This window comes from Burkholderia sp. NRF60-BP8 (genome assembly GCF_001522585.2).
In the GTDB taxonomy this organism is placed as follows: Bacteria; Pseudomonadota; Gammaproteobacteria; order Burkholderiales; family Burkholderiaceae; genus Burkholderia.
The window spans coordinates 2,030,855-2,055,568 of record NZ_CP013372.1 but is presented as its reverse complement, the minus strand read 5'-3'; the positions used below and the strand labels follow the sequence as shown (position 1 = coordinate 2,055,568).

17 protein-coding genes and 1 pseudogene are annotated in these 24,714 nt (G+C 67.7%); 14 read left to right on the top strand and 4 right to left on the bottom strand.

Translation table 11 applies throughout. The annotated features are described in order from the left end of the window. Positions 1–159: 159 nt before the first annotated feature. From WS54_RS09535 to WS54_RS09505, 7 genes are all read left to right on the top strand, one after another. On the top strand, positions 160–513 hold the full coding sequence (locus WS54_RS09535) for a YgiW/YdeI family stress tolerance OB fold protein (RefSeq protein ID WP_034204372.1): 354 nt from the start codon (positions 160–162) through the stop codon (positions 511–513). Between the two features lie 54 nt (positions 514–567). Next, positions 568–1,428: a MurR/RpiR family transcriptional regulator gene (locus WS54_RS09530; protein WP_034204373.1), complete on the top strand. Its 861-nt coding sequence runs from the start codon at positions 568–570 to the stop codon at positions 1,426–1,428. 54 nt (positions 1,429–1,482) lie between these two features. Next, positions 1,483–1,908: a GNAT family N-acetyltransferase gene (locus tag WS54_RS09525; RefSeq protein ID WP_034204374.1), complete on the top strand. Its 426-nt coding sequence runs from the start codon at positions 1,483–1,485 to the stop codon at positions 1,906–1,908. A 183-nt stretch (positions 1,909–2,091) separates the two neighbouring features. Beyond that, complete coding sequence (locus WS54_RS09520) at positions 2,092–3,759, top strand: ankyrin repeat domain-containing protein (protein WP_059786013.1); 1,668 nt, start codon at positions 2,092–2,094, stop codon at positions 3,757–3,759. Positions 3,760–3,903: 144 nt separating this feature from the next. Continuing rightward, positions 3,904–4,764 carry an isocitrate lyase/PEP mutase family protein gene (locus WS54_RS09515; RefSeq protein ID WP_059786010.1) on the top strand — a complete coding sequence of 287 codons (861 nt, stop codon included), beginning with the start codon at positions 3,904–3,906 and terminating at the stop codon, positions 4,762–4,764. Positions 4,765–5,108: 344 nt separating this feature from the next. Beyond that, the gene (locus WS54_RS09510) at positions 5,109–5,375 is read left to right on the top strand and encodes a YodC family protein (RefSeq protein WP_034204377.1); all 267 of its coding nucleotides are present in this window, start codon (positions 5,109–5,111) and stop codon (positions 5,373–5,375) included. A 101-nt stretch (positions 5,376–5,476) separates the two neighbouring features. Beyond that, complete coding sequence (locus tag WS54_RS09505) at positions 5,477–6,637, top strand: cytochrome P450 (protein ID WP_059786008.1); 1,161 nt, start codon at positions 5,477–5,479, stop codon at positions 6,635–6,637. Positions 6,638–6,652: 15 nt separating this feature from the next. On the opposite strand, the gene WS54_RS09500 is transcribed toward WS54_RS09505, so the two are convergent. Continuing rightward, positions 6,653–6,979, bottom strand: coding sequence for a superinfection immunity protein (locus tag WS54_RS09500; RefSeq protein ID WP_034204379.1), 327 nt, complete (start codon positions 6,977–6,979; stop codon positions 6,653–6,655). A gap of 90 nt (positions 6,980–7,069) precedes the next feature. Next, complete coding sequence (locus WS54_RS09495) at positions 7,070–7,489, bottom strand: rhodanese-like domain-containing protein (protein WP_059786005.1); 420 nt, start codon at positions 7,487–7,489, stop codon at positions 7,070–7,072. 114 nt (positions 7,490–7,603) lie between these two features. Between WS54_RS09495 and ftrA the strand changes: the two genes are divergently transcribed. The 6 genes and pseudogenes from ftrA (at position 7,604) to WS54_RS09470 (ending at position 12,901) form a co-directional block, all read left to right on the top strand. Beyond that, complete coding sequence (ftrA, locus tag WS54_RS09490) at positions 7,604–8,566, top strand: transcriptional regulator FtrA (RefSeq protein ID WP_059786004.1); 963 nt, start codon at positions 7,604–7,606, stop codon at positions 8,564–8,566. A gap of 84 nt (positions 8,567–8,650) precedes the next feature. Further along, positions 8,651–8,759: pseudogene (locus tag WS54_RS34435) on the top strand (2-nitropropane dioxygenase); the annotation flags it as partial. Positions 8,760–8,872: 113 nt separating this feature from the next. Continuing rightward, positions 8,873–10,327 (top strand): M20 family metallopeptidase, encoded by a 1,455-nt coding sequence (locus WS54_RS09485; RefSeq protein ID WP_034204382.1) that lies wholly within the window; start codon positions 8,873–8,875, stop codon positions 10,325–10,327. Between the two features lie 60 nt (positions 10,328–10,387). Beyond that, positions 10,388–11,497 (top strand): malate/lactate/ureidoglycolate dehydrogenase, encoded by a 1,110-nt coding sequence (locus WS54_RS09480; protein ID WP_059786001.1) that lies wholly within the window; start codon positions 10,388–10,390, stop codon positions 11,495–11,497. Then, a complete protein-coding gene (locus WS54_RS09475; protein ID WP_059786206.1) occupies positions 11,494–12,057 on the top strand; it encodes a TfoX/Sxy family protein in 564 nt (187 codons plus the stop codon). The genes WS54_RS09480 and WS54_RS09475 overlap by 4 nt, the downstream gene beginning before the upstream one ends. Before the next feature lie 265 nt (positions 12,058–12,322). Continuing rightward, complete coding sequence (locus WS54_RS09470; RefSeq protein WP_059785999.1) at positions 12,323–12,901, top strand: NnrU family protein; 579 nt, start codon at positions 12,323–12,325, stop codon at positions 12,899–12,901. 33 nt (positions 12,902–12,934) lie between these two features. On the opposite strand, the gene WS54_RS09465 is transcribed toward WS54_RS09470, so the two are convergent. Together WS54_RS09465 and WS54_RS09455 are read right to left on the bottom strand one after the other, a co-directional pair. Further along, on the bottom strand, positions 12,935–14,314 hold the full coding sequence (locus WS54_RS09465; protein ID WP_059785996.1) for an amino acid permease: 1,380 nt from the start codon (positions 14,312–14,314) through the stop codon (positions 12,935–12,937). 289 nt (positions 14,315–14,603) lie between these two features. Continuing rightward, positions 14,604–15,341 carry a sulfite exporter TauE/SafE family protein gene (locus WS54_RS09455; protein WP_059785994.1) on the bottom strand — a complete coding sequence of 246 codons (738 nt, stop codon included), beginning with the start codon at positions 15,339–15,341 and terminating at the stop codon, positions 14,604–14,606. A gap of 1,133 nt (positions 15,342–16,474) precedes the next feature. Here WS54_RS09455 and adhA point away from each other — a divergent pair. Continuing rightward, entirely contained in the window at positions 16,475–24,577 is an 8,103-nt protein-coding gene (adhA, locus tag WS54_RS09450) for a cable pilus-associated adhesin AdhA (RefSeq protein ID WP_108041820.1), read from the top strand. Positions 24,578–24,714 lie beyond the last annotated feature (137 nt).

Genomic DNA, 24,714 nt, shown 5'->3' with positions numbered 1-24,714 from the left:
TTAAATGCGCGCGGTGCGCGGCCCGCGTTCGTACTGGTCCAAATGCGGCACCGTGTCGCTCCGGCATGCCCTTCAGGTTTGCTTAACCTTACGATCCGTAAGCTGGCGCCGTCGCGTTCAACGGAGCGCGGCGCCACATCGAAGAAGAGGACCGAGATCATGAAACACCTGGCCAGAATCCTGGCGGTCGCGCTCGTCGCGCTGCCTGCCGCCGTCTACGCGCAATACACGGGGCCGTCCGCGCTGACCACGACGACCGTGAAGGCGCTGCTCGCCAACGGCCGAGACGACCAGCACGTGCAGTTGCAGGGGCGCATCGTCAAGCACGTCGGCGGCGAGGATTACGAGTTCGCCGACGCGACCGGCACGATCCGCGTCGAGATCGACCCCAAGCTGTGGGCCGCGGGCCAGCCCGTCAGCGACAAGAACGAAGTGAAGCTGACCGGCGAATTCGAGCGCAAATGGTCGGGCCGCGTGAAGGTCGACGCCGATCACGTCGAAGTGCTGCGCTGACGGTGGGCGCGGGGCCGGTGATACCATGGGCGACCGGTTTCCGTTCCCACCAAGATGGCCGCCAATTTCGACGAACTCGCGTCCCGGATCCGGGCGCAATTTTCCGAGCTGAGCCCGCAATTCCAGGCGGGCGCCGCCTTCCTGCTCGATCATCCCGACGAAGTCGCCACGTCGTCGATGCGCAAGGTCGCGCAGCGCGCGCAGGTGCAGCCTGCGTCGCTCGTGCGGCTCGCGCAGCAATTCGGCTTTCCCGGCTGGAACGAGCTGCGCGACCTGTGCGTCGCACGCGTGCGCACGCGTCCCGAACCGCTCACGCAGCGTGCGCGCTCGCTCGTGCGGCCCGACGCGAAGGCGTCGCTCGCGCACGATCTGCTCGCCGCGCAGCAGCACAACCTGTCGGCGACCGCCGCGCAGAACGAGCACGCGCTCGCGGATGCGGCGAGGCTGATCCGCAAGGCGTCGCACGTGCACGTGGCGGGTTTTCGCTCGTGCTACCCGGTCGCGTTCGGTTTCGTCTACGGCTACCGGCTGTTTCGTCCGACCGTGTCGTTGCTCAACGGCGTCGCCGGTTCCCTCGAAATGGAGTTGCGCACGATCGCGAAGCAGAACGTGACCGTGATCGTCAGCTTCGCACCGTATTCGGCCGAAGCGACGCGCGTCGCGCAGGCCGCGAAGGCGCAGGGCAGCCGGATCGTCGCGATTACCGACAGCGCGGTGTCGCCGATCGCGCTGCACGCGGACGCGCAACTGATCTTCACGCACGACAGCCCGTCGTTCTTTCCGTCGCTGGTGGCCGCGCATGCGATGGCCGAGGCGCTGGTCGCGCAGTTGCTGGCGCTCGAAGGCAGCGATGCGATCGCGGCGCTCGAGCGGACCGAAGCGGAACTGCACGCGAAGGGCGCGTACGTCGTTTGACGGGCGCGGCATGCACGGTTTCCGCCCACTTTCATCCACGACCCCACGCAACCGATGACGTTGACCTATGCCGTGACCGATGCGGGCGACCCGGAGGTGCGCAAGCAGATCGTCGCGCCGCTCATCCGCTTCAACGAAAGCCAGGCCGGCCCGGTCGACTCCCGGCCGCTGGCCGTGATCGTGACCGACGAGACCGGCGCGGTGGTCGGCGGCCTGTGGGGCGGCACGGCGTTCGGCTGGCTGCATGTCGACCTGCTCGTGGTGCCCGAGGCCGCGCGCGGCCAAGGCGCCGGCACGCGCATCATGGATCTGGCCGAACAGGAGGCCGTCGCGCGCGGCTGCCACGGTGCGTGGCTCGACACGTTCGACTTCCAGGCGCGGCCGTTCTACGAGAAGCGCGGCTATGTCCGCTTCGGCGAACTCCACGATTACCCGGTCGGGCACACCCGCATCTTTCTGACGAAGAAACTCGCGGGCTGAGCGGCGCCGCGCCGCACGATTGACGACGCCGGCGGCCGTCGCCTACGATACCGGCCAGCGATGCAGGTCGCTTCCGGGTCCGCGGAAAGGGTTCAACCCACCTGTCGCTGCAAATCCAGTCTTCCCCCATCCTTTGTGCTGGCGGTATTGCGGACCTTCGGCCATCCACGCACGAGGATCCGCATGAAAAAGCTGCCTTCCAACGCCCATCCCGATCATCTGAAAAAGCAGGCCAAGGCGTTGTTGCGCCTGTACCGGCAGGGCGACGCCGAGGCCGTCGCGCGCTTCGTCCGGTCCCTGCCGGCGGCCGCGAATCGCACGCATGACCAAACGCTCGCGCTCGGGCTCCGCCTGCACGACGCGCAGTCCTGCATCGCGCGCGAGTACGGTTTTGCTTCATGGGCCGATCTCGGCGTGTTCGTCGAAACGCATGCGCTCGCGCGGCAACCGCGGTCGTCGTTGATTCGCCGCTGGCTCGACCTCGCGTACGGCGCCGACGTGACCGGCGGCTCCGACGCGGCCCGGCCGCGCGTCGCCGCGCAATTGCTGCGCGATCGTCCCGATCTCGTATCGGCGGACCCGGCGGTCGCGTGCGCGTCGGGCGATCTCGACGCGGTGAAGGCGGCGCTGGCCGCCGATCCCGGCTGGATCGCGCGCGCCGGCGGTGCGCTGAAGTTGCCGCCGCTCGTCGCCGTCACGCATTCGCAGCTCGGCCAGCTTCCCGAATTCGCGGCCCGGCTGCGTACGTGCGCGCGCTATCTGCTCGACGCGGGCGCCGATCCGAACCAGCGGATCGGCAACCGGACGCCGCCGGCCTCGCTTGCGGAGCCCGACGAGTCGGCGCCGCTGTCGGCGCTGTATGGCGCCGCCGGCGTCAATCGCGATCCGGCGCTCACCGCGATGCTGCTGGAAGCCGGCGCCGATCCGAACGACGGCGAATCGCTGTATCACTCGGTGGAGAACCCGGCATGCACGCGCCTGCTGCTCGAGCACGGCGCACGGGTGAGCGGGACGAATGCGTTGCGGCGGGCGCTCGACGTGCCGGACGCTGCCGCGCTCGAGTGCCTGCTCGCGCATGGCGGCGACCCGAACGAGCCGGCCGGCGACGGGCCGACGAAGATGTGGGGTGCGCCGTTGCTGCGCGCGATCGCCGTGCGTTGCACGGCGCGCCATGTCGCCGCGCTGCTGGCGGCCGGCGCCGATCCCCGCGCGCGGACCGCCGCGGGCGTGAGCGCGTACCGGCTCGCGATGCAGACCGGGTTGTCCGACGTCGCGGCGCTGTTGCGTGCGGCCGGCGCGGAGGAGGCGCTCGACGCACACGACGCGTTCGTGGCGGCCTGCGCGCGCGCCGATGCCGACGACGCGCGCCGTATCCAGGCGCGTCGTCCCGAGCTGCCGGGCGCACTGTCCGACGACCGGCTGCGGCTGCTGCCGGACGCCGCCGCGTGGGGTTCGCGCGATGCGGTGAAGGTGATGGTCGAACTGGGCTGGCCGATCGCCGCGCGCGGCGGCGACTGGGACGCGAGTGCGCTGAACCACGCGGTGTTCCGCGGCGATGCCGAACTGCTGGCGTTCCTGCTCGCGCACGGCGCAAGCTGGCGCGACCTGCACGGCTTCGGCAGCGATGCGCTCGGTACGTTGTCTTGGGCGTCCGTCAACGAGCCGGAGGGCGTCGGCGATCCCGACTGGGAAGCGTGCGCGCGCGTGCTGGTCGCGCACGGCGTGCCGCCGGCGGTGCGCGATCCGTCGAATCCGGATGGCGTGCTGATCGACGGTCGCGCGATGCGGTTCTCCGAGGCGGTCACCGACGTGTTGCTCGGCGTCGACGTCGGGCTGTCCGCATCGACGTGAACCGACGCGGGCGGCCGTGCGTGGCGGCCTGCATTCGGCATCGGCGCGTTTGTCCTGTTGCGCGACGACATTTCGGCGAACGCTGAAACGTCGCGTGCACGACCGGCGTATGCTCACTCGTCAACACCTTCCCCGGAGTTCGCGATGACCCGTTCCGACCTGCAAGCCCGCCACGCCGAAGCCTTCCGCGCGCTGCACACGCGCCCCGGCGCGTTCATCATCCCGAACCCGTGGGACGCCGGCACCGCGCGCCTGCTCGCGATGGCCGGTTTCGAGGCGCTCGCCACGACGAGCGCCGGCTACGCGTTTTCGAAAGGGCGACCCGACAACGCGATCGACCGCGACGCGATGCTCGCTCACATCGCCGATCTCGTCGCCGCGGGCGGCCTGCCCGTGAGCGCCGATCTCGAGAACGGCTTCGGCGACGCCCCCGACACGGTGGCCGAAACGATCCGGCTGGCGGCCGAGGCGGGCGCGGTCGGCGGCTCGATCGAGGACGCGACCGGCCGCGCCGATACGCCGATCTACGCGCGCGACGCGTCGGTGGAGCGGATCGCGGCGGCCGTCGACGCGGCGCGTGCGCTGCCGTTTCCGTTCACGTTGACCGCGCGCTGCGAAAACTACCTGCACGGGCGGCGCGACCTCGACGACACGATCGCGCGGCTGGTCGCCTATCGCGACGCCGGCGCCGACGTGCTGTATGCGCCCGGCATCACCGACGCCGACGAGATCGCGGCGGTGACCCGGGCGGTCGGCGCGCCCGTCAATGTCGTCATGGGTCTGCAGGGCGGGTTGCTGAGCGTCGACGAGCTGGCGGCGCTCGGCGTGAAGCGCGTCAGCGTCGGCGGCGCGCTGGCGCGGGCCGCGCTCGGCGCATTCCTGCGCGCGGCGACGGAGATGAGGCGCGACGGCACGTTCACCTTTACCCGGACGGCCGTACCGGGGCGCGATATCAACCGCTGGTTTGCTGCACCGGATAATTCGCCGATTTCGTTCGACGAATGAGCCCCAATAAAAAATGGAATCGTTTACGGCGTGGCATTGATTGACAATAATCAACCGGTTTCGCGTCGGAATTAATCGTCGGTGACGGCGCAAAAATCGTCGTCTATTCTCCGCATTCCGTTCGATCGGTCGCAATCGGCGTGCAAGCCGCGCGGGCGCTGACGCTCGGCGGGTCGTCATGCGCGACGATCCCGCGCATTGTTGCAGGTTCCCGCTCAGCGCGTTGCCGTGCGCGGGAGTTGCCGGATGATTATTTGATTGATAATCTGCGGCACGTTCCAATGACCGGTGAGTGGGCCGCCGGGAATATCAATATATTCAATATATAAAAAGCTGAGAGAGCGATGACGATCCGAGAAAATCACCGCGTCAGGTTTCGCGTGGGCGACGTCGTGACGCTGAAAACGGGCGGGCCGCGCATGACCGTCACGTATGCCGGGCCGGTCGTGTTCGACGACGGCGACTGGTTGATCTGCCAGTGGTTCGACGAAAGCGGCGAGTTCCGGCAGGAAATGTTCCATCACGACACGGTGGTGCCCGAGCCGCGCGCGATTTCGGCCGGGCGGGTACGACTGCGCATGCAGTCGCACCGCGACCGGTCGGCGGCCTGACGCCGGCCGGCCGCTGCGATGCCGCGGCGCGCGGCGTCCGTGCGACGACATTTCACGTCACCCCGAAACATGCGACGGCGCGCTGCGCCGATACTGGACGCATGAACCCGATCGATCCCATTGCAGCGGTCACGCACCGCGATCCCTATCCCTATTACGCAGCGCTCGTCGACGGGCCGCCGCTCGCGTTCGACGCCACGCTCGGCCTGTGGGTCGCGAGCCGCGCGGCGGCCGTGACGGCCGTGCTCGGCGATCCGGCCTGCCGTGTGCGCCCGCTGGACGCGCCGGTGCCGCCCGCATTGCGCGGCACGACGGCCGGCGCGTTGTTCGGCGAGCTGGTGCGCATGAACGACGGCGCGTCGCGACACGATGTGCCGAAGCAGGCGTTGCGCGCGGCGTTCGCGCCGATCGACACGGATGCGCTGCGCGATCGCGCCGAGGCGCTTGCCGCGCGGCGACTGCCGGCGCCGGGCGATGCCGACGCGCTGAACGCATGGTGCATGACGGTGCCGGTGTGCGCGGTCGCCGATCTGCTCGGCTTCGACGAAACGCAGCTCGACGACATCGCGGCGCGGGTCGTCGAGTTCGTCGCCGCGCTGTCGCCGCTGTCGGATGCTGCGGCGCTGGCGCGCGCGAGCGACGCTGCGCGGCAACTGCTCGACCGGATGACGGAACGCGTCGCGCAGTCGCATGCGGAGGACGGCACGCTGGTCGCCGCCGTGCAGCAGGCGGCACGGGCGTCGGGCTGGCAGGCGAGCGGCGCGCGGGTCGCGAATCTCGTCGGATTGCTGTCGCAGACGTGCGAGGCGACCGCCGCATGGCTCGGCAATGCCCTCGTGGCATGGAATGGCGAAGCAGGCGCGATGCCGGACGCCGCCGCGCTCGACGCATTCGTCGCCGAGGTCGGGCGTTTCGATTCGCCGGTGCAGAACACGCGCCGCTTCGTCGCGGCGCGCACGACGATCGAAGGCGTGAGCGTCGAGGCCGGCGATGCGATCCTCGTCGTGCTGGCGGCGGCGAACCGCGATCCAGCCGTGCATCGCGATCCGCACCGGCTGATGCCCGGCCGCACGACGGGGCCGAATTTCGGCTTCGGCACGGGGCCGCACGGGTGTCCGGGCGAGCGGATCGCACGGGCGGTGACGGCGGGGGCGTTCGCGGCGCGCTTGCGCGCGGGCGGCTGGCCGCCGCGCGATGCGCTGAAGTGGGATTACCGCGCGTCGACCAACGTCAGGATGCCGAAGTTCGACGCGATAACGTGAAGGGGAAAGAAGGGCTCAACGGCAACCTTGCTTTTCCGCCCATTGCTCCTGGGCGGCGACGCGGCGTTGCACGCGTTCGACGAGGCCGGTCGAGAAGGTCCGCATGCTGACGCCGCGGCGCTTCGCGAGGATCGTCTGCGCGACGTCGGTGCGCGGGTTCGGCTGGCACGCCCAGTACAGCGTCATCAGCCAGCCGATGCCCGTCCACCCGAACAGTGCGTTGAACATCGCGATCGTCAGCTTGTCGTGCCGGGCGCGCCGGTCCGCAATGACGGCCGGCAGGAAATAGAGCGCGATCGCTGCGACTGAACCGGCCACTTGAATCAGGACTGCATCATGCATGGTGCTGCTCCGTCCGAACTGCAATGAGGCTGATTGTCGCGCTTTTTCCGTTTATGTGCCGGCAATTGATTGTTGCGCTTTCGGTGACGATCAGGCGGCTTCGGCGTCCGCCGGCTGCACTTCGTTGCTCAGCGCGAAACCTTCGTCGAGCCAGCCCGTCACGCCGCCGATCATCAGCTTGACCGGGCGGCCGAGGCGCGCGAGCCGGATCGCCGCACGTGCGGCGCCGTTGCAGTGCGGCCCCGCGCAATAGACGACGAAAAGCGTGCCGGTCGGGTAACCGGCGAGCTTGCTTTCGACGATCTTGCGGTGCGGCAGGTTGCGCGCGCCGGGCACGTGGCCGGCGGCGAACTGCTCGGGGCCGCGCACGTCGAGCAGCACGAAATCGGGTGCGCCGGACGCCAGTGCGTCGTGCACGTCCCAGCAATCGGTCTCGAAGCGCAGCGATGCCTCGAAATGTGCGAGGGCGGCGAGACTGTCGGCGGCGGGGACGTCGGTGACGTAGGACATGGTGAGGCTCTCCTGGTTGAACGGGCACGGAACGCGCCGCAATGGAGGGCAGTATCGCGGTTCGGCGCACGTCGCGGCAGTGGCGCGATCGACAAGTTCCGGTAACATCGCGCCATGCACAATCATCTCGTCGTCGCACTCGCCTACGATCGCCTCTGCACGTTCGAATTCGGCTGCGTGGTCGAACTGTTCGCGCTCGAGCGCCCCGAGCTGGGCGTCGACTGGTATCGCTTCGCGGTATGCGCGAGCGAGCCGGGGCCCGTGCGCGCGGCGGGCGGCATTACCGTTGCCGCGCCTTACCGGCTCGCGACGCTCGATCGCGCGGATACGATCGTGATTCCGGGCTGGCGCGATCCGGACGAGCTGCCGCCCGAGCCGTTGCTGAAGAAGCTGCGGGCCGCGCACCGGCGCGGCGCCCGGCTCTGCTCGATCTGTTCGGGCGTATTCGTGCTGGCGGCGGCCGGCGTGCTCGACGGCCTCACCGTGACGACGCATTGGCGGTATGCGCAACGCCTGCAGGCGCGTTATCCGGCGCTGCGCGTGAATCCGGATGCGCTGTACGTCGACGAAGGGCAGGTCGTCACGTCGGCGGGCTCGGCGGCGGGGCTCGACATGCTGCTGCATCTCGTGCGCCGCGATCATGGCGGCGCGATCGCGAACCGCGTCGCGCAGCGCCTCGTGCTGCCGCCGCATCGCGACGGCGGGCAGGCGCAGTTCGTGCCGCGTCCGGTCGCACCGGGCGGCACCGACCGGCTCGCGAAGCTGATCGACTGGATGCGCGCGCATGCGGCCGAGCCGCACACGCTGGCATCGCTCGCCGCGCAGGCCGCGATGAGCACGCGCACGTTGCAGCGTCGGTTCGCGGACGCGACGGGGATGTCGCCGCTCGCGTGGCTGATCCGCGAACGCGTGAACGTCGCGAAGGACATGCTCGAAGCGCAGCCCGCGTTGCCGCTGGCGCAGGTCGCGGCGCGCGCGGGGTTCGGATCCGAGGAATCGCTGCGCCGGCATTTCCGGCGCGTCGCGGCGACGAGCCCGGCCGCGTACCGGCGCGGGATGGACCGCGGCGGCACGTAGCAGGCGCCGGGCGGGAGCGCTTGCTGCGCGACGATGAAAAGCGCAACCGGTGGCGACGGATACGCATTCCGATAAAAGAGGCCGATGCCGCCTTCCCGTTCGTCGTCGATCCAGGCGCCGATGGCCGGCTCGTCGAGCCCGCGCGATTGCCGTGTGCGAAGCCGGCGGGCTCGGTTCGCTCGCCTGCGCGGCCGGCCTGCGCGACGCGTTTCCGAAGGCGGTCTGAACGGCGCGGAAGGGGGCGCCGGCAGGGGAGCATCGGCGTATGATCTGGATTTTCGTCAGCCCTATCCAGGCATCCCCACCATGACCTCCGTCGACACCACCCCCGTCCTCGACCATGACAAGCTCGTGACCTTCATCGAGCGCAAGTGGAACGATGAAATCCTCCACGCCCTGACCGACTACATCGCGATTCCGGCGAAGAGCCCCGCATTCGACCCCGACTGGGCGAAGCGCGGTTATCTCGAGCGCGTCGTCACCGACGCCGCGCAGTGGGCCGAACGGCAGCCCGTGAAGGGCCTGAAGCTCGAGATCGTGCGCTTGCCCGGCCGCACGCCGGTGATTTTCTTCGAGACGCCCGCGACGCGTTCGGGCAGCACCGACACGATCCTGCTGTACGGCCACCTCGACAAGCAGCCCGAATTCGACGGCTGGCGCGCGGATCTCGGCCCGTGGACGCCGAAGTTCGAGAACGGCAAGCTGTACGGCCGCGGCGGCGCGGACGACGGCTATGCGATCTACGCGAGCCTCGCGGCGCTCGGCGCGCTCGACGAGCAGGGCATCGAGCGGCCGCGCTGCGTCGGTCTGATCGAGACCTGCGAGGAGTCGGGCAGCTACGACCTGCTGCCGTACGTCGACGCATTGCGCGACCGGCTCGGCCAGGTATCGCTCGTCGTGTGCCTCGATTCGGGCGCCGGCAACTACGACCAGATGTGGCTGACCACGTCGCTGCGCGGCCTCGTGTCCGGCGACCTGCAGGTCGAGGTGCTGGAAGAAGGCGTCCATTCGGGCGTCTACGGCGGCATCGCGCCGTCGAGCTTCCGCGTGATGCGCCAGTTGTTCGAACGTCTCGAAGACGCGAAGAACGGCAACCTGCTGCCGGGCGCGTTTCATTGCGAGATTCCGTCGAGCCGCGTGCGCGAAGCCGAAGCGGCCGCCGCGATTCTCGGCGATACGGTATGGAAGGGGCTGCCGTGGGCGTGCGGCGCGGACGGCAAACCCGTGCTGCCGACCACGACCGATCCGCGCGAGGCGCTGCTGAATTCGACGTGGCGCCCGTCGCTGTCGGTGACCGGGGCGGCCGGCATGCCGGCGCTCGCCGATGCGGGCAACGTGCTGCGCCCGCGCACCGCGTTCAAGCTGTCGCTGCGGCTGCCGCCGCTCGTCGACGCCGCGCAGGCCGTGCAGCAGCTGAAGGCATTGCTCGAACTCGATCCGCCGTACAACGCGAAGGTCACGTTCAAGCCGGACGCGGGCGCCGCGACCGGCTGGAGCGCGCCGGATCTCGCGCCGTGGCTCGCATCGTCGCTCGACGCCGCGTCGCGCCGCCACTTCGGCGCCGACTGCGCGTACATGGGCCTGGGCGGCACGATCCCGCTGATGAACGTGCTGCAGGAGGGCTTCCCCGCAGCGCAATTCATGGTGTGCGGCGTGCTCGGCCCGAAGTCGAACGCGCACGGCCCGAACGAGTTCCTGCACGTGCCGTACGCGAAGAAGCTCACGGCGGCCGTGGCCGACGTGATCGCGACCGCGCGCTGATCGTCGCGATATCCGACGTGTCGATTGCCCGACCCGAACCGACTTGATGGAGTGTTGCCGATGACCGCACTGCCGACGCCCGATACCGAACCGCTGCGCATGCGCGCCGAACCGCTGCATGCGTTCGTCGCGGCACTCTGGGAACGGGCCGGCAGCCACCCGCGCGAGGCGACGCTCGTCGCCGATCACCTGGTCGGCGCGAATCTCGCGGGCCACGATTCGCACGGCGTCGGGATGATCCCGAACTACGTCGCGTCGTGGCGGGAAGGGCAGTTGCAACTGAACGGGCACGCGTCGATCGTCCGCGACGGCGGCGCGGTGCTGACGATCGACGGCGGCCGCGGTTTCGGCCAGGTGATCGCGTTCGAGGCGATGGTCGAAGGGATCGAGCGCGCACGGCGCATGGGCATTTGCGCGATCGGACTGCGCGACGTCCATCACCTCGGCCGCATCGGGCACTGGGCCGAGCAATGCGCGCGCTCGGGGCTCGTGTCGTTCCATTTCGTCAACGTGCCGGGCGACCTGCTGGTCGCGCCGCTGCACGGCACCGATCCGCGTTTCGGCACGAACCCGTTCTGCGCCGCGTATCCGCGGGCGGGCAAGCCGCCGCTGTTGCTCGATTTCGCGACGAGCGCGATCGCGTACGGCAAGACGCGCGTCGCTTACAACCAGGGTAAGCGCGTGCCGGCCGGCGCGCTGATCGACCATCGCGGCCAGCCGACCGACGACCCGGCCGTGATGCACGAGCAGCCGTTCGGCGCGTTGCTCCCGTTCGGGCTGCACAAGGGGTATGCGCTCGCGGCGATGTGCGAGATCTTCGGCGGCGCACTCGTGGGCGGGCATACGACGTACGGCGATACGCTGCAGAAGACGAGCGCGATCGTCAACGGGATGCTGTCGGTGCTGATCGATCCGCAAGCGTTCGACGCGGCCGACGCCGAACGCGAAGCCGATGCCTTCGTCGCATGGGCGAAGGCGTCGCCGCGAGCCGGCGATGCACCGGTGCAGGTGCCCGGCGAGCCGGAAGAGGCGAGCCGCGCCGTACGCGGCACGGCCGGCATTCCGGTCGACCGCGCGACGTGGCGGCAGATTCGCGAGAGCGCGGCGGCCGTCGGTTTCGACGCGGCCGAGCTCGATGCGTGGACGCAGCGCTGCGAGGCGTCCGCATGAGCTGGCAGGCGGAGAAGGCACACGGCGAGGAAATCGCGTATCAGCTTGCGCCGCTCGGTACGGTCGCCGTCGCACGGTTCTTCAGCGGTGTGGCCTTGCGGCTCGACGGCGTGATGTTCGGCTTCATGTCGCGCGGGTCGCTGTTCCTGCGCGTCGACGATGTGAACCGCCCGGCGTTCGTCGCGGCGGGGATGGGGCCGTTCTCGTATGCGCGGCCCACGCGCACCGTCTCTCTCGAGGGCTATTACGAGACACCGGCCGACGTGCTCGAGGATGCGGGCGCGCTGTTCGACTGGTGCCGCAGCGCGTATCGCGCGGCGCTGCTGGCCGGGCCGCCGAAGCGCAAGGCGAGGGGGGCGTCGAAGACGGTATCCGCGGCAGGAGCGAAAGCCGCGCCGAAAGCTGCAGCGAAGCCCGCATCGAAACCGGCGTCGAAAAAGGTGTCCGGTCCAGCGGCGAAATCCGCATCGAAGCCGGCGTCGGCGCGGAAAGCGGAACCGGCCTTGAAATCGTCACGGGCGCAGGCCGCGAAGCCTGCGGCGAAGCGCAAGCAGACGTAGTACCGACCGCGCGGCGCGACAGCCGCGCGATTTTTCGTTTTCCTTTCTTTCGGGCATACCCGCACGACCCGGCGCACGCACGCACCGAGCTTGACGCACCGCACATCGTGCAGGCTTCACAACGACGGCCCCGGCGTTTATGATCGGCGCGGGTTGCGCCCGTGCCTCGCGCGACCTGCGCCGGCCTCGCCGCCGGCCCCGCGAACGGCGCACCGGACGCCGCGCGGAACGCTTCCCCACTCATCATTCCAGACGGAGACAGCCGATGCTCGTCCTGATTCTCGGTTTAGCGATCTTCCTCGGTGTGCATTCGATCCGGATCTTCGCCGACGGCTGGCGGTCCGCGATGATCGAGCGGATCGGCGAGCGGGGCTGGAAGGGCGGTTACGCGATCGCGTCGATCGTCGGCTTCGCGTTGATCATCTGGGGGTACGGAATCGCCCGCACGGGCGCGACGTTGCTGTGGGTGTCGCCGCTCGGCGTGCGCCACCTGACGGGCATGCTGACCGCGGTCGCGTTCGTGCTGATCGCCGCGTCGTATGTGCCGCGCAACCGGATCAAGACGCTCGTCGGGCATCCGATGCTGGCCGGCGTGATGGTCTGGGCGGTGGCGCACCTGCTCGTGAACGGCACCGTGCACGCGGTCGTGCTGTTCGGTGCGTTCTTCGTGTGGTCGATCGTCGATTTTGTCGTGTCGCGTGCGCGGGATCGCCGCGACGGTGTCCGCTATCCGGCCGGCCGACTGGCCGGCGACGTCGCGGCTGTTGCCGCCGGGCTCGTCGCCTGGGCCGTGTTCGCGCTGTTCCTGCACGGCCCGCTGATCGGCGTGCGGCCGTTCGGCTGAACGGAACGCGCGCGCCGGTCGGCGTCCCGCTCGTCAGCGGCTCTTCGCGCCGGCTGCCTGCCCGAATGACGGCTGCTTGCGCCGCAAGAAGTACGCCGCGACGATCGCGAGCGCCGTCAGCACCGTGAACCAGAACTGGAAGCGCGAATCCGGATTGAACGCCTGCGACCCCAGCACGGCGACGAGCGCCAGCAGCGCGACCCAGTTCGACACCGGATAGAACCACGCGCGGAACGCCGTCGGGTCGCGTTGCTCGTGCCGCGTCTGCCGGCGCATCGCGAAGTGCGCGACGACGATGAAGATCCACACGATCATCACGAACGCGCCGCTGCTCTTCGCGAGCATCAGGAACAGATCGCCGCCGCTCACGAAGTGAATCCCGAGGATCGACACGCAGATGGCGAGGCACAGCACGAGCGCGTTCATCGGCACACCCTTCGCGTTGGTGCGGCCGAACATCGCCGGCGCGTGGCCGCGCTGGCTCAGCGAGAACAGCATGCGCGAGTTCGAGAACAGGAACGAGTTCATCACGGACATGAACGACACGAACAGCACGATCTTCATCGCGACGGCCGCCGCCGTGAAGCCCGCCATGCCGAACAGCGACACGTACGGCGATTTCAGGTTGACCTTGTCGGTCCACGGCATGCACAGGATCAGGATCGACACCGAGCCGACGTAGAACACCATCACGCGCACGATCACGCTCTTGATCGCGCGGATCACGTTCCTGCGCGGGTTTTCCGATTCGCCCGCGGCCACGGCCGCGATCTCGCTGCCGCCGAGCGAGAAGATCACCACCATCACGCCGGCGAGCACGGGCGAGATGCCGTTCGGCATGAAGCCGCCGTGATCGGTTAGGTTCACGAGCCCCGGTGCGGGAATGCGCGGCTGGAAGCCGAGCAGGATCGATGCGCCGAGCGCCATGAAGACGACGATCGTCGCGACCTTCGCGAACGACAGCCAGTATTCGGCTTCGCCGAACGAGCGCACCGAGTAGGCGTTGCTCGCGATCAGCGTGACGAGCATGAACAGCGCGCCGCCCCACACAGGCAGCCACGGCAGGAAATCGTGGAGGATCGCGCCGAGCAGGATCGCTTCGACGGTGATCGTCATCATCGATTTGAACCAGTACAGCCAGCCGACCGCGAAGCCGGCCCATTCGCCGAGATAGCTGCTCGCGTACGTGGAGAACGAGCCGCTGTCGGGATTGCGGGACGCCATTTCGCCGAGCATGAACATGACCAGCGTGACGATCACGCCGCCGATCAGGTACGACAGGATCGCCGCGGGGCCGGCCGTTGCGATGATCGCGCCGGAGCCGACGAACAGGCCCGCGCCGATCACGCCACCGAGCGCGATCATCGTGATGTGCCGTTGCTTGAGGCTTTGCCTCAACGAGTTGTGCTGCATCTCCTACCTCTAGTTATTGTTGGCCGGGAACGTATCGGACGGCGCGTCGGCAAGCGTTCTGCCGCACGGGCGCCGATGTCGAGGGAGCGTGGGGTGACGCGATGTGCCGGACCGCCGGCGGTGAATCGAAATGACGGCCGCGGTGTGCCGGTCAGCGCCCGCGAGAGGGCGACGATCGCGACAACCCGGATTGTGGTCGGGCACCGTCGCGACGGCAAACGAGATATGCGAAAGACGTCTTGCGGTTTGCTCATCAATTGCCGCGATCGCGGCAGGGACGAGCGTGGGCTCAGATCGGTTTGACGAACAACCCGACGGTCAGCAGCGCGCCGATGCAGACGATCGCGATCCGCAGCACGCGTTCGTTCACGCGATGCAGCGCCCACGCGCCGAGCAGGCCGCCGACGATCGCGCCGCCGCCGAGCGCGATCGCCGCGCGCCAGTGCAGGTGCGGCGACGTGAGGAACAGCACGACCGCCGACGCGTTCATCACGCCCGCCAGCGCGTTCTTGGTCGACATCGCGCGGCGAGGCGGCAGGCCGGCCATCGTCAGCGCGGCCATCATCAGGAACCCGATGCCGCCGCCGAAGTAGCCGCCGTAGACCGCGATCAGGAACTGCGCGACCCCGGTCGCGACGGGGCCGAGATGTTGCGCGCCAGTGTCCGGTTTGCGGAAGAAACTGCCCCATGCGAACACGATCGTCGCGAACAGCACGAGCCACGGCACCAACTGCGAGAAGATCGACGACGGCGTTTTCAGCAGCAGCAGGCCGCCGAGCGCGCCGCCGGCCACGCTGATCGTGAACAGTGCGCGAAACGGCAGCTTGCCCACGCCGCTCACCATGTTCCGGCTGGCCCAGCCCGTGGTGACCTGGCCGGGGAACAGTGCGACCGTCGACGTGATGTTGGCCGCGAGCGGCGACATTCCCGACACGATCAACGCGGGCAGCGTGACGAACGAACCGCCGCCCGCGAGGGCGTTCTGGAGGCCGGCCCACAGGCCGGCGACGATGACGAGAGCGAGCACGATCGATTGATCCGGGATATCGGGCTTGAACCGACGACGGCCAAGCCCGCCGCGTGAGGATGCACGATGGTAATTCAGGACCGCCGTCCACGCACGCGTGTCGGCGCGATGCCGGCGATGGCCGGTGCGCGGACCGCATGCGCGTCGATTATTTGTAGCGAGGATTCAATTCCGCCAAAACCTCGTTATTTATTTCCTTTTCGGATTCGCTGGGTCGGTTTGGGGAGGCTGGTTTTCGGTGTGAATGAATATCGTTACGGCGAAGGCTGAATTGGATGCCAGTGCTCGGCAGAAATAGGTGTCGGGTTCGGAGATGCCGGGGATGTCTCTAGGTTTCCGGAAAATCCTTTTTGCCGACGAGGTTTATAGGTGGATGCGATGCATCAGGATGCGCGATCTCAATACAGTTGCATACCGAAATCTGCTCTTGCTTTCCTTCCGCTGAAGTGGGCACGGGCCCAAGCGGGCCGGGCTTTTCGAGATAACCCTGTCGCGATGAATCATTGTCTTGGCAACGAATTCGTCGAATCAATCCTGCAAATTGTTCATCTTTTTATGATGAGAGAAAAATATATGCGCGAAAGACTGAAAATATTTGTAAAAGCTCCAACGGAGTGCAATGATGTACGTGAAAGACCGGTGTAATCTAAATGCAGGCACGAGCGGTAACATAAAAGAGAGTAATGGTGCACCGCGACAATTCGCTCTGATCAAGCGAATCGTTGGTTATTCGCGATAAAAGGAAATAACTAATATGGCGAGGGCGGTAGAGATGCAGATCCAATATCAAACAAAAAATCGCCGTACGGAGAAAATCCGCGGCACGAGGGCCATCAGACACTTACGTCCGGCGGGGTGGCGCGCCGTGTCGGGCCATTGCCTGGCACGTAGGGCGAACGGCTGTTCCGGCCGTCTGGACTCGCCCCTGATTCCATAGCAGCCCCGGCTCCTTTCTTCCTTTTCCGTTATAGACCGCCTCGGGTGGGCTAGCGGCTCGTTGCGTCCCGCGCGAGCCGGATACCCGATTCGCAGCGGCGCGAAATCGCGTCGTGCCCCGTCGCGCCCGTTTGGTTGAACGTTTGCCCGTCGGCGACGGGCCAGGTTTGTCATCCCTATCTACAAGGAGTCGGGCAATGGTTTCCTCGTCGGTATTGAGCAATCACGTCGATGTTCCGGTCGCCAATGGTTCGCAGGTCGTCGCGTCGCCCGGTGGTCCAGCCAATTTCCTGCTGTCGGCTCACAAGGAGGACGTGGCCAACTACGCGCGTTCCGGGAACGACCTGATCGTCGAATTCAAGGACGGCCGAACGGTGCGCGTGCAGGCGTTCTTCGAAAACGGCGCGGATTATCACAATCTCGTCTTCGTCCAGGACGACGGGCGGTTTCTCGTGCAGTTCGGCCCCGGATTGCAGGCGACCGGCGACGGAATCGTCGATTCGGCGCTCGTCTATGCGCCGATCGGCGACGGGTTGTCGACCGGTGCCCTGCTCGGAATACTCGGCGGCGTCGCCGCGGCCGGCGGCATTGCGGCGGCCGCGGCCAGCGGCGGCGGCGGGGATGGTGGCAGTAGCGGTAGCGGCGGCGGAACGCCGACCGGACCGGCGCGACCGACGATCGACTCGATCGATGGGCAGTCGGTTGGCGGCAACGGCAATGTCGTCACGGGGCGCGCGTCGCCGACGATCGCGGGTTCGGGTGCTCAGCCGAACGCGACGGTGACGATCCAGATCGATGGTCAGACGGTCGGTACGGTGACCGCGGACGCGAACGGGCACTGGTCGTACACGCCCGGTACGTTGCCCGACGGCGCCCATCAGATCACCGTGACGCAGACCGACAGTAGCGGCAATACGAGCGAGCTGGGCACGGTCGGGATCGTGGTGGATACGGTCGTGCCGGAAGCGCCTGCGATTACGGCCGTCAACGACGATGCGCAACATCCGGTTGCGATCGGCGGTGCGACGAACGATACGACGCCGACGTTGAGCGGTACGGCGGAAGCGGGTAGCAGGGTGAGCGTCTATGACGGCACGACGCTGCTGGGGACGACGACGGCGGATTCGTCCGGGAAGTGGACGTTCACGCCGAGCACGGGTTTGGGAGAGGGCGCGCACTCGATCACGGTGACTGCAACGGATACGGCGGGCAACGTGAGCGCGCCGAGCGCGGCATTCGGCTTGACGATCGATACGACAGCGCCGGCGGCGCCGACGGTGAACGCGACGGACGGTACGTCGCTGTCGGGGACGGCGGAAGCGGGCGCGACGGTCAACATCGACACGAATGGCGACGGTACGCCGGACGCCACTGTGACGGCCGATCCGAGCGGTGCATGGACGTATACGCCGTCGACCCCGCTGCCGGTTGGCACGGTGATTGGGGTGACGGTTACAGATGCGGCAGGCAACACGGGGCCGTCGGCTTCGGTAACGGTGGCGGGTGACACGACCGCGCCTGCGGCACCGGTCATCGGTACCGTGACGGACGATGTGGGTTCCGTTCTTGGTGCGATCGTATCCGGCGCCAGTACTGATGACGCAACGCCTACGCTTGCTGGCACGGCGGAAGCGGGCAGCACGGTGAGTGTCTACGACGGCACGACGCTGCTGGGTACCACAACAGCGGACCCCTCCGGAAACTGGACCTTCACGCCGAGCACGGGTTTGGGAGAGGGTGCACATGCGATCACGGTGACTGCAACGGATACGGCAGGCAACGTGAGTGCTCCGAGCGCATCGTTCGCGATCACAGTCGATACGACAGCCCCGGCGATTCCGACGGTGAACGCAACGGACGGTACATCGCTGTCGGGCACGGCGGAAGCGGGCGCAACGGTCAACATCGACACGAACGGCGATGGCACACCGGATGCCACCGTGACGGCCGATCCGAGCGGTGCGTGGACGTACACCCCGTCGACCCCGCTGCCGGTTGGGACGGTGATTGGTGTGACGGTCACCGACGCAGCAGGCAATACGGGTCCGTCTGCATCGGTGACGGTGACGGGCGACACGACGGCGCCTGCGGCACCGGTCGTGGTTAGCATCACGGACGATGTGGGTTCCGTTGTTGGCGCGATCGTTTCAGGCGGTAGTACGGATGACGCAACGCCTACTCTTGCTGGCACGGCAGAAGCAGGTAGCACGGTGAGCGTCTATGACGGCACGACACTGCTAGGTACCACGACGGCAGACCCGTCGGGAAACTGGACGTTCACGCCGAGCTCGGGTTTGGGAGAGGGCGCACACTCGATCACGGTGACTGCAACGGACACTGCGGGCAACGTGAGCGCGCCGAGTGCGGCCTTTGACTTGACGATCGATACGACGGCGCCGGCGATTCCGACAGTGAACGCGACGGACGGTACGTCGCTGTCGGGCACTGCCGAGGCGGGCGCAACGGTCAACATCGACACGAACGGCGACGGTACACCGGATGCCACGGTGACGGCCGATCCGAGCGGCGCATGGACGTACACGCCGTCGACCCCGCTGCCGGTCGGCACGGTGATTGGGGTGACGGCCACCGACGCGGCAGGCAATACGGGTCCGTCTGCATCGGTAACGGTGACGGGTGACGTGACGGCACCTGCGGCACCAGTCGTTGTTAGCGTCACGGACGACGTGGGTTCGGTTGCCGGCCTGCTGACGACTGGCGCAACGACGGACGACACGACGCCGACACTCGCTGGCACGGCAGAAGCGGGTAGCACGATCAATGTGTACGACGGCACGACATTGCTGGGCACCACGACGGCAGACCCATCCGGAAACTGGACGTTCACGCCGACCACGGCGCTGGGCGAAGGCGCGCACAGCCTGAGCGTCACCGCAACGGACACCGCAGGCAACGTCAGCGCGCCGAGCACGGCATTCAACCTGACGGTCGACACGACGGCGCCGGCGATTCCGACGGTGAACGCAACGGACGGTACGTCGCTGTCGGGCACGGCCGAGGCAGGCGCAACGGTCAACATCGACACGAATGGCGACGGCACGCCGGACGCGACGGTGACGGCCGATCCGAGCGGCGCGTGGACGTACACGCCATCGACTCCGTTGCCGGTTGGCACGGTGATCGGCGTGACGGCCACCGACGCGGCAGGCAATACGGGTCCGTCTGCATCGGTGACGGTGACGGGCGACACGACGGCGCCTGCGGCACCGGTCGTTGTTAGCGTCACGGACGACGTGGGTTCCGTTGTTGGCGCGATCGTATCCGGCGCCAGTACTGATGACGCAACGCCTACTCTTGCTGGCACGGCGGAAGCAGGCAGCACGGTGAGCGTCTATGACGGCGCGACGTTGCTGGGCACGACGACGGCGGATCCGTCTGGAAACTGGACGTTCACGCCGAGCACGGCACTGGGTGAAGGTGCACACAGCCTGAGCGTCACCGCAACGGACACCGCAGGCAACGTCAGCGCGCCGAGCACGGCATTCAACCTGACGGTCGACACGACGGCGCCGGCGATTCCGACGGTGAACGCAACGGACGGTACGTCGCTGTCGGGCACGGCCGAGGCAGGCGCAACGGTCAACATCGACACGAATGGCGACGGCACGCCGGACGCGACGGTGACGGCCGATCCGAGCGGCGCGTGGACGTACACGCCGTCGACCCCGCTGCCGGTCGGCACGGTGATCGGCGTGACGGCCACCGACGCAGCAGGCAATACGGGTCCGTCTGCATCGGTGACGGTGACGGGCGACACGACGGCGCCTGCGGCACCGGTCGTTGTTAGCGTCACGGACGACGTGGGTTCCGTTGTTGGCGCGATCGTATCCGGCGCCAGTACTGATGACGCAACGCCTACTCTTGCTGGCACGGCGGAAGCAGGCAGCACGGTGAGCGTCTATGACGGCACGACATTGCTGGGCACCACGACGGCAGACCCATCCGGAAACTGGACGTTCACGCCGAGCACGGCACTGGGTGAAGGTGCACACAGCCTGAGCGTCACCGCAACGGACACCGCAGGCAACGTCAGCGCGCCGAGCACGGCATTCAACCTGACGGTCGACACGACGGCGCCGGCGACTCCGACGGTGAACGCAACAGATGGTACGTCGCTGTCGGGCACGGCCGAGGCAGGCGCAACGGTCAACATCGACACGAATGGCGACGGCACGCCGGACGCGACGGTGACGGCCGATCCGAGCGGCGCGTGGACGTACACCCCGTCGACCCCGCTGCCGGTTGGGACGGTGATTGGTGTGACGGTCACCGACGCAGCAGGCAATACGGGTCCGTCTGCATCGGTGACGGTGACGGGCGACACGACGGCGCCTGCGGCACCGGTCGTCGTTAGTGTCACGGACGACGTGGGTTCCGTTGTTGGTGCGATTACTTCTGGTGGTGCTACTGATGATGCGACACCGACATTGAGCGGTACGGCAGAAGCCGGCAGCACGGTGAGCGTCTATGACGGCACGACGCTGCTGGGCACCACGACGGCAGACCCATCCGGAAACTGGACGTTCACGCCGACCACGGCGCTGGGTGAAGGCGCGCACAGCCTGAGCGTCACCGCAACGGACACCGCAGGCAACGTCAGCGCGCCGAGCACGGCATTCAACCTGACGGTCGACACGACGGCGCCGGCGATTCCGACGGTGAACGCAACAGATGGTACGTCGCTGTCGGGCACGGCCGAGGCAGGCGCAACGGTCAACATCGACACGAATGGCGACGGCACGCCGGACGCGACGGTGACGGCCGATCCGAGCGGCGCGTGGACGTACACGCCATCGACTCCGTTGCCGGTTGGCACGGTGATCGGCGTGACGGCCACTGACGCGGCAGGCAATACGGGTCCGTCTGCATCGGTGACGGTGACGGGCGACACGACGGCGCCTGCGGCACCGATCATCGGCACCGTGACGGACGATGTGGGTTCCGTTGTTGGTGCGATCGTCTCTGGTGGTACCACTGATGATGCGACGCCGACATTGAGCGGTACGGCAGAAGCCGGCAGCACGGTGAGCGTCTACGACGGCACGACGCTGCTGGGTACCACAACAGCGGACCCCTCCGGAAACTGGACCTTCACGCCGAGCACGGGTTTGGGAGAGGGTGCACATGCGATCACGGTGACTGCAACGGATACGGCAGGCAACGTGAGTGCTCCGAGCGCATCGTTCGCGATCACAGTCGATACGACAGCCCCGGCGATTCCGACGGTGAACGCGACGGACGGAACGTCGCTGTCGGGCACGGCCGAAGCAGGCGCAACGGTCAATATCGATACGAACGGCGACGGCACGCCGGATGCAACCGTGACGGCCGACCCGAGCGGCGCATGGACATATACGCCGTCGACCCCGCTGCCGGTCGGCACGGTGATCGGCGTGACGGTCACCGATGCAGCGGGCAATACGGGTCCGTCCGCATCGGTAACGGTGACGGGCGACACGACGGCGCCTGCGGCACCGATCATCGGCACCGTGACGGACGATGTGGGTTCCGTTCTTGGTGCGATCGTATCCGGCGCCAGTACTGATGACGCAACGCCTACGCTTGCTGGCACGGCGGAAGCGGGCAGCACGGTGAGTGTCTACGACGGCACGACGCTGCTGGGTACCACAACAGCGGACCCCTCCGGAAACTGGACCTTCACGCCGAGCACGGGTTTGGGAGAGGGTGCACATGCGATCACGGTGACTGCAACGGATACGGCAGGCAACGTGAGTGCTCCGAGCGCATCGTTCGCGATCACAGTCGATACGACAGCCCCGGCGATTCCGACGGTGAACGCGACGGACGGAACGTCGCTGTCGGGCACGGCCGAAGCAGGCGCAACGGTCAATATCGATACGAACGGCGACGGCACGCCGGATGCCACCGTGACGGCGGACCCGAGCGGCGCGTGGACGTACACCCCGTCAACCCCGCTGCCGGTCGGCACGGTGATTGGCGTGACGGCCACCGACGCGGCAGGCAATACGGGTCCGTCTGCATCGGTGACGGTGACGGGCGACACGACGGCGCCTGCGGCACCGGTCGTGGTTAGCATCACGGACGATGTGGGTTCCGTTGTTGGCGCGATCGTTTCCGGCGGCAGTACGGATGACGCAACGCCTACTCTTGCTGGCACGGCAGAAGCGGGCAGCACGGTGAGCGTCTATGACGGCACGACGCTGCTGGGCACGACGACGGCGGATCCGTCTGGAAACTGGACGTTCACGCCGACCACGGCACTGGGTGAAGGTGCACACAGCCTGACCGTCACCGCAACGGACACCGCAGGCAACGTCAGCGCGCCGAGCACGGCATTCAACCTGACGGTGGACACGACGGCGCCGGCGATTCCGACGGTGAACGCGACGGACGGTACATCGCTGTCGGGCACTGCCGAGGCGGGCGCAACGGTCAACATCGACACGAACGGCGACGGCACGCCGGACGCCACCGTGACGGCCGATCCGAGCGGTGCATGGACGTACACGCCATCGACCCCGCTGCCGATTGGCACGGTGATCGGTGTGACGGCCACCGACGCGGCAGGCAACACCGGCCCGTCCGCATCGGTAACGGTTGCAGACCTGACGGCGCCGGCCGCACCGATCATCGCCACCGTCACGGACGACATCGGTTCGATCACCGGCCTGCTGACGACTGGTGCTACGACGGACGACACGACCCCGACGCTTGCCGGCACGGCAGAAGCAGGCAGCACGGTGAGCGTCTATGACGGCACGCTGCTGCTGGGCACGACGACGGCAGACCCGTCCGGAAACTGGACGTTCACGCCGACCACCGGCCTGGGTGAAGGCGCACACAGCCTGACCGTCACCGCAACGGACACGGCAGGCAACGTCAGCGCGCCGAGCGCGTCGTTCGCGGTCACGGTCGATACGACCGCCCCGACCGCGACGGCCACGCTCACGACCCTGACCGACAACACCGGCGTGCCCAACGACTGGATCACCGGCGACACGACCCCAACGTTGGGCGGCACGCTGAACGCGGCGCTCGGCGCGGGCGAGGTCGTCCAGGTCAGCCTCGACGGCGGCGCACACTGGACCAACGCGACCGTCAGCGGCACGAACTGGACCTGGTATACGCAGGGCGTGTTGTCCGCGGCCGACTACACGGCGACGGTGCGCGTCGTCGATGCGGCGGGCAACCTCGGCCCGACGACCTCGCAGCTCTTCACGATCGATCCGAACGTCGCACCGGTCGTATCGGCGCAGTCGTCGGGGAACCTGCTCGGGATCATCGGCGCGAATCTGCTCAACCTGATCGATTTCAGCACGCAGCAGGCGTTCTCCGCATCGGACTACAACAACAACCTCGATCACGTGACGCTGCACTACGGCGGATTGATCGGCCTCGGCGCGCTGCAGTTCAACGCGAACCAGGCGCTGGCGAACGAGTTGGGGCTGCACTTCAACGTCGTCAACAACCCCGGGATCCTCGGCTTGATCGGGCCGTCGTCCGACCTGACGATCACGGCGGCCGACGGCGGCACGATCGACAACCTGAAGCTCAACGAGTTTCTCGGTTCGATCACGCTGAACGGCGGGCTGATCAGTATCAGCGCGCTCGACAGCGTGACGATCTCCGCGACCGACAAGACGGGCCTGTCGGCGTCGGCCACGGCCGGTCAGTTGCTGAATGCGAACCTGCTCGGCTCGACGCAGTCGACGTCGATCATCGAGGGTACGTCGGGCAGCGACACCGTCACCGGCACGTCCGGCAACGACCGCCTGTACGGCTACGGCGGCGACGACGTGCTGAACGGCGGCGACGGCAACGACCTGCTGCGCGGCGGTGCCGGCAACGACACGCTCAACGGCGGCAACGGCAACGACATCCTGATCGGCGGCGCCGGTAACGACACGCTGACGGGCGGCGCCGGCACCGACGTGTTCCTGTGGGAAGTCGTCGGCGCGGACAACACCGGCGGCAACGGCCAGGACGTCATCACCGACTTCCAGCTGGCCAGCGGCCCGAACGATACGAGCGGCGACAAGATCGATCTGTCGAAGCTGCTGGTCGGTTACACGGCCGATGCGGACGGCCCCGCGCACTACGTGGACGGCGTGCCCACGATCGATGCGGGCGACACGATCGGGCAGTTCCTGTCGGTGACGAACGTCGGCGCCGATACGGTGATCAGTATCGACCGCGACGGCGCCGGGACGGCGTTCGGTTCCGAAACCCTCGTCACGCTGAACAACGTGACGACCAACCTGGAGACCCTGCTCGCGAACCAGCAGATCATCGTCTGACCGCAGCGCAACGGGGAGGCCGGCCTGCCTCTCCGACACGGCGAGCCCCGTCGCATCGCGACGCGGGCTTGCCCGACGCATATCCATCCCCGCGGCAAGCGGGGTCTGCTTTGCCGGACGGCTCGCCGCCGGCGTCC